The organism is Streptomyces sp. URMC 124 (assembly GCF_051386455.1).
GTDB lineage: Bacteria > Actinomycetota > Actinomycetes > Streptomycetales > Streptomycetaceae > Streptomyces.
The window spans coordinates 1-10,050 of record NZ_JBPQTS010000210.1 but is presented as its reverse complement, the minus strand read 5'-3'; the positions used below and the strand labels follow the sequence as shown (position 1 = coordinate 10,050).

The 10,050-nt window shown below is 74.2% G+C and carries 6 protein-coding genes and 1 pseudogene; 6 read left to right on the top strand and 1 reads right to left on the bottom strand.

The genetic code is table 11. From position 1 onward, the window contains the following. Nucleotides 1–4: 4 nt before the first annotated feature. On the bottom strand, nucleotides 5–811 hold the full coding sequence (locus tag ACSNOG_RS29990; RefSeq protein WP_436755846.1) for a SigB/SigF/SigG family RNA polymerase sigma factor: 807 nt from the start codon (nucleotides 809–811) through the stop codon (nucleotides 5–7). A gap of 385 nt (nucleotides 812–1,196) precedes the next feature. Between ACSNOG_RS29990 and ACSNOG_RS29985 the strand changes: the two genes are divergently transcribed. From ACSNOG_RS29985 to ACSNOG_RS29960, 6 genes and pseudogenes are all read left to right on the top strand, one after another. Next, nucleotides 1,197–3,593, top strand: coding sequence for a phosphoketolase family protein (locus tag ACSNOG_RS29985; protein WP_436755845.1), 2,397 nt, complete (start codon nucleotides 1,197–1,199; stop codon nucleotides 3,591–3,593). 128 nt (nucleotides 3,594–3,721) lie between these two features. Further along, nucleotides 3,722–4,711, top strand: a complete 990-nt coding sequence (locus tag ACSNOG_RS29980; protein ID WP_436755844.1) for a LacI family DNA-binding transcriptional regulator — start codon at nucleotides 3,722–3,724, stop codon at nucleotides 4,709–4,711. Between the two features lie 84 nt (nucleotides 4,712–4,795). Beyond that, nucleotides 4,796–6,364, top strand: coding sequence for a sugar ABC transporter ATP-binding protein (locus ACSNOG_RS29975; protein WP_436755843.1), 1,569 nt, complete (start codon nucleotides 4,796–4,798; stop codon nucleotides 6,362–6,364). Next, nucleotides 6,354–8,248: pseudogene (locus tag ACSNOG_RS29970) on the top strand (ABC transporter permease/substrate-binding protein). The gene ACSNOG_RS29975 and the pseudogene ACSNOG_RS29970 overlap by 11 nt, the downstream one beginning before the upstream one ends. A 31-nt stretch (nucleotides 8,249–8,279) precedes the next feature. Next, complete coding sequence (gene rbsK, locus ACSNOG_RS29965; RefSeq protein WP_436755847.1) at nucleotides 8,280–9,200, top strand: ribokinase; 921 nt, start codon at nucleotides 8,280–8,282, stop codon at nucleotides 9,198–9,200. Nucleotides 9,201–9,369: 169 nt separating this feature from the next. Continuing rightward, nucleotides 9,370–9,849 carry a hypothetical protein gene (locus tag ACSNOG_RS29960; RefSeq protein ID WP_436755842.1) on the top strand — a complete coding sequence of 160 codons (480 nt, stop codon included), beginning with the start codon at nucleotides 9,370–9,372 and terminating at the stop codon, nucleotides 9,847–9,849. The last annotated feature ends 201 nt before the right edge of the window (nucleotides 9,850–10,050 follow it).

The following is a 10,050-nucleotide window of genomic DNA, read 5'->3' as shown; positions in this document are numbered from 1 at the left end:
GGGGTCAGCCGGGGGCCGGGGTCCGCCGCGGCGTCCCCGCGGGGCCCAGCTCTTCGCGCAGCCGCGCGCAGGTCCGGCTGAGAATGCGGGATATCTGCATCTGGGAGACGCCGAGGCGTGCGCCGATCTGCTTCTGCGTGAGATTGCCGAAGAAGCGCCAGTACAGGACGTACTTCTCCCGCTCGGACAGCGCCCCGAGCAGAGGCTTGAGGGACTGGCGGTCGACGACGAGGTCCAGCGCCCGGTCCACGCCCCCGAGGGTGTCGGAGAGCGGGAGGTCGTCGGCGCCCAGGACCGGGTGGTCCAGCGACAGCGTGTTGTGCACGCCCTCGGCGGCCAGTCCCCGGCGCACCTCGTCCTCCGACAGGCCGCACTCGGCGGCGAGCTCGGCGGGGCTCGGCCGGGTCCGGGCGCCGCGCTGGCCGAGGGCCGCCTGCGCGGAGCGCACGGCCGTGCGCAGCTCCTGGTCCCGGCGCGGGATGTGCAGCGACCACGCGTGGTCGCGGATGTGCCGCTTGAGCTCGCCGACGATCGTGGGCACGGCGAAGGTCTCGAAGGCGTGGCCGAGCCGCGGGTCGTACCGGTCCACGGCGTTGACCAGGCCCAGCGCCGCGACCTGCCGCAGGTCCGCGGGGCTCTCACCGCTGCTGCGGAAGCGCAGGCTGATGCGTTCCGCCATGGGCAGCCAGGCGGCGATGACGTCCTGCCGCAGCCGCTCGCGCTCCGCACCGGGCGGCAGGTCCGCAAGGCGGGCGAAGGAATCGGCGGTGTCGGGGGCGTCCCGGTTGCGCCGGCGCATCGTCTGGGCCATGGTCACGGTTCTCCTCGCTCCCGAGCAAAAGGAGTGCCTGCCGGCCGGAAGCACCTTCCGGTAGTTGCGGCTGCCCCGGCGGGGCAGGTGCAAACAGGTGCGCGAACGTCCGGAGGTGCCGCGGGGGGCGGTGGCCGGGGACCCGGCCACGTCCTTCGAGAATCACCCGACGGGCCCGTTTCCGCGACTCGGAGCCCCGGTGGCGCCACGCAGTGTGACGGTACGCGGGGGGCGGGCGGGAGGGCAGGGCCGCACGGGCCGTACGGTCCGCCCGGCCGGGCCCGCGAATCCGGCCGGACAACCCCTACGCGGGGCGGCCTGGGCCTGGAAGCGTTTCCCGTGCCCGGTGGCGGGTACCCGGCACCGCGTCCCGAGGAGGCCGTACATGCCCGAGCACGCCGACCGCACCGCCGGACCGCGACAGGAGGCCCTCGCCGACGAGGAACTGGCGGCGCTCGACGCCCACTGGCGCGCCGCGAACTACCTGGCCGCCGGCCAGATCTACCTGCTGAGCAACCCCCTGCTGACCGTGCCGCTGGAGCCCGAGCACATCAAGCCCCGCCTGCTCGGCCACTGGGGCACCTCCCCCGGCCTCAACCTCGTGCACACCCACCTCAACCGCGTCGTCAGGGCGCGGGGGCTGGACGCCGTCTGCGTCTGGGGGCCGGGGCACGGCGGGCCCGCCGTCCTCGCGAACTCCTGGCTCGACGGCAGCTACGCCGAGGTCTACCCGGACGTGGGGCGCGACGCCGACGGCATGGAGCGGCTGTTCCGCCAGTTCTCCTTCCCCGGCGGGGTGCCCAGCCACGTCGCCCCGGAGACGCCCGGCTCCTTGCACGAGGGCGGCGAGCTGGGCTACTCCCTCGCCCACGCCTACGGCGCCGCCCTCGACAACCCCGGCCTGCTCGTGGCCTGCGTCATCGGCGACGGCGAGGCGGAGACGGGGCCGCTGGCCGCGTCCTGGCACGCGAACAAGTTCCTCGACCCGGTGCACGACGGCGCGGTCCTGCCGATCCTCCACCTCAACGGCTACAAGATCGACAATCCCGCGGTGCTGTCCCGGCTGCCCGAGGGCGAGCTGGAGCGGCTGCTGCGCGGCTACGGCCACGAGCCGATCCACGTCACCGGCGACGACCCGCGGGAAGTGCACCGCGCCCTCGCCCACGCCATGGACCGGGCCCTGGACCACATCGCCCTCGCCCAGCGCGCCGCCCGCGAGGACGGCGTGACCGACCGGCCGCACTGGCCGGTGATCGTGCTGCGCACGCCCAAGGGCTGGACCGGCCCGCACGAGGTCGACGGCCGGCCCGTCGAGGGCACCTGGCGCTCCCACCAGGTGCCGCTGGCCGGGGTGCGCGACAACCCCGGCCACCTGCGGCAGCTGGAGCGCTGGCTGCGCTCGTACCGTCCGGAGGAGCTCTTCGACGAGGACGGGCGGCCGCGCCCGCAGGTCCTCGCCCATGTGCCGGAGGGCGACCGGCGGCTGGGGGCCAACCCGCACGCCAACGGAGGCCTGCTCACCCGCGCCCTGCCGTTGCCCCCGCTGGAGCACTACGCGGTGCCCGTCGACAAACCCGGCGCCGCGACGCACGAGCCGACCCGGGTGCTGGGCGGCCTGCTGGCCCAGATCATGGCCGACACGGCCGGCAGCCGGAACTTCCGCGTCGTCGGGCCCGACGAGACCACCTCCAACCGGCTCGACGCCCTCTACGCCGCCACCGGCAAGGCCTGGCAGGCCGGGGAGCTGCCCGTCGACGAACACCTCGCCCACGACGGGCGCGTGATGGAAGTGCTCTCCGAACACCTGTGCCAGGGCTGGCTGGAGGGCTACACGCTCACCGGCCGGCACGGCCTGTTCTCCTGCTACGAGGCGTTCATCCACATCGTGGACTCGATGGTCAACCAGCACATCAAGTGGCTCCGGACGGCGCGCACGCTCCCCTGGCGCCGCCCCGTCCCCTCCCTCAACTACCTCCTGACCTCGCACGTCTGGCGCCAGGACCACAACGGCTTCTCCCACCAGGACCCCGGCTTCGTCGACCACGTCCTCAACAAGAGCCCCGAGGTGGTGCGGGTCTACCTCCCGCCGGACGCCAACACCCTGCTGTCGGTGGCCGATCACGTGCTGCGCACCCGCGATTACGTCAACGTCGTGGTGGCGGGCAAGCAGCCCTGCTTCGACTGGCTCGGCCTCGACGAGGCCCGCGCCCACTGCGCCCGCGGCGCGGGCATCTGGGAGTGGGCGGGCACGGAGAACGGCGACCGGCCGCCGGACGTCGTCCTGGGCTGCGCCGGCGACGTCCCCACCCAGGAGGTGCTGGCCGCGGCCGACCTCCTCCGCCACGAGCTGCCTCAGCTCGCCGTACGGGTCGTCAACGTCGTCGACATGACGCGCCTGCTGCCGCGGGAGGAACACCCGCACGGGATGGCCGACGCGGAGTACGACGCGCTGTTCACCACCGACCGGCCCGTCATCTTCGCCTACCACGGCTACCCGTGGCTGATCCACCGCCTCGCCTACCGCCGCACCGGCCACGCGAACCTGCACGTCCGCGGCTACAAGGAGGCGGGCACCACGACCACCCCCTTCGACATGGTCGTCCGCAACGACCTCGACCGCTACCGCCTCGTCATGGACGTCATCGACCGCGTCCCCGGCCTCGGCGTCCGCGCGGCGTCCGTACGCCAGGCCATGGCGGACGCCCGCACGCGGCACCACGCGTGGATCCGGGAGCACGGGGTGGACATGCCGGAGGTGGCCGACTGGAGCTGGCCGGGGTGAGATGACTCCCCGCCGGGTGAGGTGGGTCACTCGGGCGAAACCTTGACGCCCCGGGCGTGTAATCGATTACCTGACCGGCACGGCAGGACGAAATCGATGACACGACCGGGAGCGGGAGGCGCGGCACCATGGCGAACATCAAGGACGTCGCCGAGCGGGCCGGCGTCTCCGTCGCCACCGTCTCCCGCGTCCTCAACGGCCGCTCCCCCGTCGCCGAGACCCGCGAGCGCGTGCTGGCCGCCGTGGCCGAGCTGGGCTACCGGCCCAACGTCGTCGCCCGCTCCCTGCGCACCGCCCGGACCCGTACGCTCGGGCTGGTCATCAGCGACCTGCGCAACCCCTTCTTCACCGAACTCGCCGACGCTGTCGAGCAGGAGGCCCGGCGGCTGGGCTACAGCCTGATCATCGGCAACGCCGGCGAGAGCACCGAGCAGCAGGACGACCACATCCGCACCCTGCTGGACCGGCGCATCGACGGCCTCATGGTCAGCTCGGCCGGCACCGGCTCGCCCATGCTCGGCGAAGCCGCCGCCGCCGGGACCCCGCTGGTGCTCCTCGACCGCACGGTGCCGGGCATCGCCGCGCCGTGCGTACGGGCGGAGGGGCGGGCCGCGCTGACGGAGCTGGCCGCGCACCTGGCGGCGCTCGGGCGGCGCCGGCCCGCCGTCATCGTCGCGCCCGCCGGCACACCCGTCGGGGACGAGCGCCTGGAGACCTTCCGCACGGCCCTCGCCGCGCACGGCCTCCCGCTGCCGCCGGAGCGGATCGGCTCGTCGCCCGACCTGCGCCCGGAGGGCGGCCGGCAGGTGATGCGGCACCTGCTGGACCTCGCGGAACCGCCGGACGCCGTGCTGGCCACCGACAACCTGATGGCGCTCGGCGCCCTGGACGAGGTGCGGGCGCGCGGGCTGCGCGTCCCCTCCGACGTGGCGCTCGTCGCCTTCGACGACGTGGCGTGGTTCGCCCACCTCGACCCGCCGCTGACCGCCGTCGCCCAGCCGACGCGCGAGCTGGGCCGGGCCGCCGTGCACACGCTGCTGGAGCGGATCGAGGGGCGCGAGGCGCCGTCGGTGCTGCTGCCCGCACGGCTCGTGCGGCGCCGCTCCTGCGGCGAATGACCGACCGGCTGACCCAAGGACCGGCTGACTCACGGACCGGCCGACTCAAGGACCGGCGACTCGAGACCAGGAGAGGGGCAGCGCATGACCGGCGTCGACGACGACGTGCCGGGCGGCCGCGAACTGCTGCGGGTGGAAGGCGTCACCAAGGCGTTCCCGGGCGTCCGCGCCCTGGACGGGGTCGACCTGACCCTCCGCGCGGGAGAGGTGCACGTCCTCCTCGGCGAGAACGGCGCCGGCAAGAGCACGCTCATCAAGATGCTCTCCGGCGTCCACCGCCCCGACGGGGGCCGCATCCTGATGGACGGCCGCGAGGTCGCCGTGCGCTCCGCGCAGGACGCGGAACGGCTCGGCATCGCCACCATCCACCAGGAGTTCAACCTCGTCCCCGGCCTGACAGTCGCCGAGAACATCTTCCTGGGCCGCCAGCCGCGCACCGCGCTGGGGCTGATCGACAAGCGGACCATGCGGGCCCGGGCGGCGGAGCTGCTGCGCCGCGTCCGGCTGGACGTCTCCCCCGCCGAGCCGGTCGCCGGGCTCGGCATCGCCCGGCTGCAGATGATCGAGATCGCCAAGGCCCTGAGCCTGGACGCCCGCGTCCTGATCATGGACGAGCCGACGGCGGTGCTCACCTCCGAGGAGGTCGCCACGCTCTTCGCGCTCGTGCGCGAACTGCGCGACAGCGGCGTGGGCGTCATCTTCATCACCCACCACCTGGACGAGATCGCCGCGCTCGGGGACCGGGTGACGGTGCTGCGCGACGGCCGCTCGGTGACCGAAGTGCCCGCCACGACCGACGAGAACGAGCTGATCCGGCTGATGGTCGGCCGCGACATCGCCGAGCAGTACCCGCGCGAGCGGCCCGCCGGGCCCGGAGCGCCGCTCCTGCGCGTGCGCGGGCTGACCCGCGCCCCCGCCTTCCGCGACGTCTCCTTCGACGTACGGGCCGGGGAGGTCGTGGGGCTCGCGGGACTGGTCGGTGCGGGCCGTACGGAGGTGGCGCGGGCGCTGTTCGGCGTCGACCGCTACGACGCCGGAACGGTCGAGGTCGACGGCAAGGCGCTCGCGCGCGGCGACGTGCGGGCGGCGATGCGGGCCGGGGTCGGGCTCGTCCCCGAGGACCGCAAGGGGCAGGGCCTGCTGCTCGACGCCTCGCTGACCGACAACCTCACCCTGGCCCGGCTGGGGCAGGACACCCACCGCGGGTTCGTCGACCGGAGCGGGCAGCGCCGGCGGGCGGCCGAGGTCGCCGAGCGGCTGAAGGTGCGCACGAGCGGGCTGGAGCGGACCGCCCGCACCCTCTCCGGCGGCAACCAGCAGAAGGTCGTCATCGGCAAGTGGCTGCTGGCGGGCGCCCGGCTGCTGGTCCTCGACGAGCCGACGCGCGGCGTCGACGTCGGTGCGAAGGTCGAGATCTACCGGCTCGTCAACGAGCTGACGGCGGCGGGCTGCGGGGTGCTGATGATCTCCAGCGACCTGCCCGAGGTGCTCGGCATGAGCGACCGGGTGCTGGTGATGGCCCAGGGCCGGATCGCCGGCGAGCTGTCGGGCGAACGGGCCACGCAGGACGCGGTGATGGAGCTGGCCGTCCGGCCGGCGCACACCGCGAACACGTACGAAGCGAGCGCGATGGAGGGCTCCGATGTCGGCTGAGGTGCTGCGGGTGCCCGTAAGCGATGCGGGACAGTGGTTCACGAGAGCGGTGCTCCGCAACGGCCCGCTGGGCGGGCTGATCGCCCTGGTCGTGGTGATGGCGGTGCTGTCCCGGGACTTCCTGAACGGGCAGAACCTCCTCAACGTGGGCGTGCAGGCGTCGGTGACGGCGATCCTGGCGTTCGGCGTGACGTTCGTCATCGTCTCCGCGGGCATCGACCTGTCCGTCGGCTCGGTGGCGGCGCTCTCCGCGACCGTCCTCGCCTGGGCGGCGACGAAGGAGGGCCTGCCGGTCTGGGTCGCCGTGCTGCTCGGCCTCGCGGTGGGCGCCGGCGCGGGTCTGCTCTCCGGCGCCCTCGTCGCGTACGGGAGGCTGCCCGCCTTCATCGCCACCCTGGCGATGCTCTCGGTCGGCCGCGGCCTGGCCCTCGTGATCTCCGGGGGCTCCCCCCTCGCCTTCCCCTCGTCCGTGGCCCGGCTCGGCGACACGCTCGGCGGCCGGCTGCCCGTTCCCGTTCTCGTGACGGTCGTCATGGGAGCGGTCGCGGCGCTGGTCCTGGCCCGTACGTACACCGGCCGCGCGATGTTCGCGATCGGCGGCAACGAGGAGGCGGCCCGGCTGTCGGGCATCGACGTCAAGCGCCGCAAGCTCGTCATCTACGCGCTCTCCGGGCTGTTCGCCGCCGTGGCCGGCATCGTCCTGGCCGCCCGGCTGACCTCCGCGCAGCCGCAGGCGGCGGTCGGCTACGAGCTGGATGCCATCGCCGCCGTCGTGATCGGCGGGGCGAGCCTGTCCGGCGGCTCCGGCAAGGTCTCCGGCACGCTCATCGGCGCGCTGATCCTCGCGGTGCTGCGCAACGGCCTCAACCTGCTGAGCGTCTCGGCCTTCTGGCAGCAGGTCGCCACCGGCCTGGTCATCGCGCTGGCCGTGCTGCTCGACACGCTGCGCCGCCGGAGCGCGCGATGAGGGGGCGGGTGCCGGCCGTGGTGGCCGCGCTGGCGGCGTCCCTGTCCCTGTCCCTGTCCGGCTGCGACCGCGGCGGCGACACCGACCTGGGGCTCGCCCTGTCCACGATGAACAACCCGTTCTTCGTCGGCATCAAGGAGGGCGCACGGGCGGAGGCGAAGGCCCGCGGCCTGAAGATCAACATCACGGACGCGCAGAACGACCCCACCCAGCAGATCAACCAGATGGAGACGTTCACCAGCCAGAACGTCAAGGCGGCCGTCATCAACCCCGTCGACTCCGACGCGGCCGTCCCGGCGGTGGGCGTGGCCAACCGTGCGAACGTGCCGGTCGTCTCCATCGACCGCGGCGTGAACGGCGGCCGGGTCGGCTCGACGATCGCCTCCGACAACGTCGCGGGCGGGAGGCTGGCGGCGCGGACGCTGGCCGAGTCCCTCGGCGGCAAGGGGAAGGTGGCGTTCCTGGAGGGTCAGCCGGGGACGTCGGCGGCGCGCGAGCGCGGCAAGGGGTTCGAGGAGGGCATCAGGGCCTACCCCGGCATCGAGGTCGTGGCCCGCCAGCCCGCCGACTTCGACCGCACCAAGGGCATGGACGTCATGGCCAACGTCCTCCAGGCGCACCGGGACGTCACCGGGGTCTTCGCGGCGAACGACGAGATGGCGCTGGGCGCGGCGAAGGCACTGGGCGCGGCGGCGGGCCGGGACGTCAAGGTCGTCGCGTTCGACGGCACCCCGGACGGGATCGCCGCCGTGCGCGCGGGCAGGCTGACGGCGACCGTCGCCCAGCAGCCGAAGCTGCTGGGCCGGCAGGCCGTGGACTGGGCGGTGAGGGCGTCGAAGGGTGAGAAGCTGCCGGAACGGGTCAAGGTGCCGGTGGTGCTGGTCGACAGGAAGAACGCGGCGGAATTCGATGGGTGACACGGCGATGGACGAGGCACGGAGCGAACGGATGTACGACGTACTGGTCGTGGGGTCGGCCAACGCGGACCTGACGGTGCGGGTGGACCGCCGGCCCGGGGCGGGCGAGACGGTCCTGGGCACGGATCTGGTCGAATCGGCGGGCGGCAAGGGAGCCAACCAGGCCGCCGCCGCCGCGCGCCTCGGCGCCCGGACGGCCCTTTTGGCCAAGGTCGGTGACGACGCCTTCGGCGAGCTGCTGCTGCAAGGGCAGCGAGAAGCCGGCACGGAGCTGCGGCACGTACTGGTCGAGGCGGGCGCCCGGACGGGCACGGCGATGATCGTCGTCGGGCCGGACGGCGACAACAGCATCGTGGTCTCGCCGGGCGCGAACGCCCACCTCCTGCCCGAGGACGTCGAGGCCGCCCGGGAGGTGATCGCCGCGTCGGCGGTCGTCTCGCTCCAGCTGGAGATCCCGCCGGCGACCGTGCGGGCGGCCGCGGAGACCGCGCGCGAGACGGGCACGCGGGTCGTGGTCAACCCCTCGCCGGCCCCGGACCGCCTGGACCCCGAACTCCTGGCGGCGGCCGACCCGCTGGTCGTCAACGAGCACGAGGCCCGCCACCTCACGCAGCTCATGGAGGGCACGCCGCAGGAGTGGGCGCGTTCCCTGCGCGACCAGGGTGCCCGCTCGGTCGTGGTCACCCTGGGCGCCGAAGGCACCCTGGCCCTGGAGGCCGGGGCCGGCGAGCCGGTGGCGGTGCCCGGCGTCAAGGCCGAGGCCGTGGACACCACGGGCGCCGGCGACGCCTTCACCGGCGCGCTCGCGGCCCGGCTGGCGGCCGGCGCCTCGCTGCCCGACGCGGCCCGCTTCGCGGTGCGCGTCGGCGCGGCGGCCGTGACCCGGCCGGGCGCCCAGCCCTCGTACCCGACGCTCGGCGAACTTCCGCCGGAGCCCGGGCAGTTCACCTGATTCCGGACGCGATACCGTCACCCGCCGGAGGGAAACCCCTCCCCCGGCGGGTGAAGTGTTCGTGACGGGAATTGTGCGGGCGCCATACGAGGGGTGGGGTGAACGCACGAGGATCGGGTACGTAGGGGCCCGACCCGTCCGTACGAGCCGGAGGTGCCCGATGCGCCTGATGCGCCGTCAAGCCGCCGCCGTGGCAGCCGTTGCCGCCGTGGCCGCCACTGCCGTCGCCGCCGCCCTGCCGTCCCCGCAGCCCGCCGCGGCCGCCGGGGAGAAGGCGGCCGGAGAGAAGAACGTGGCCTGGACCGCCGTGCACCGCACCGGGAGCCCGCCCGAGCACCCCAAGGAGGGTGACACCTGGGCCGTCTACGCCGACCTCCAGGACGCCGCCGGCAAGCCGGCGGGGGACGGCAGCGCCGTCTGCACGGTGGTCCTCCTGCGGTACGAGGGCGTCGTGGCCCAGTGCCGCTACGTCCTGCGGGGCACGGACGGGACCCTCGTCCTGGAATCCATGGAGAACCGCTTCGGCCGCGGCCCGCACCGCGCGGACGCGGCCGTCGTCGGCGGCACGGGAACGTATGCAGGAGCCAAGGGCGAAGTGCAGCTCACCATCGAACCCCGCCGCACGCTCTACCGCGTCCAGCTCCGCTGACCCCGCCGGGGACGCGCCCGGCGCCCGTCCCCGGCATCAGCACTCCTCAGCGCCGGCAGGGTCCGCCGGGACGGCGCGGGCGATCAGGAGGGCCACGTCGTCCTGGTCGTTGCCCGAGCGCAGGGACGCGAGGAGGAGGTCGCAGGTCTCCTCCAGGCCTTCGGTGGCGCCGGTCAGGACGGCCAGGAGGGCTTCGAGGCG

What these genes read in the sequence shown, in the direction of transcription:
- ACSNOG_RS29990 (WP_436755846.1), bottom strand. Translation starts at nt 811, where the DNA reads ATGGCCCAGACGATGCGCCGGCGCAACCGGGACGCCCCCGACACCGCC.
- ACSNOG_RS29985 (WP_436755845.1), top strand. Translation starts at nt 1,197, where the DNA reads ATGCCCGAGCACGCCGACCGCACCGCCGGACCGCGACAGGAGGCCCTC.
- ACSNOG_RS29980 (WP_436755844.1), top strand. Translation starts at nt 3,722, where the DNA reads ATGGCGAACATCAAGGACGTCGCCGAGCGGGCCGGCGTCTCCGTCGCC.
- ACSNOG_RS29975 (WP_436755843.1), top strand. Translation starts at nt 4,796, where the DNA reads ATGACCGGCGTCGACGACGACGTGCCGGGCGGCCGCGAACTGCTGCGG.
- rbsK (WP_436755847.1), top strand. Translation starts at nt 8,280, where the DNA reads ATGTACGACGTACTGGTCGTGGGGTCGGCCAACGCGGACCTGACGGTG.
- ACSNOG_RS29960 (WP_436755842.1), top strand. Translation starts at nt 9,370, where the DNA reads ATGCGCCGTCAAGCCGCCGCCGTGGCAGCCGTTGCCGCCGTGGCCGCC.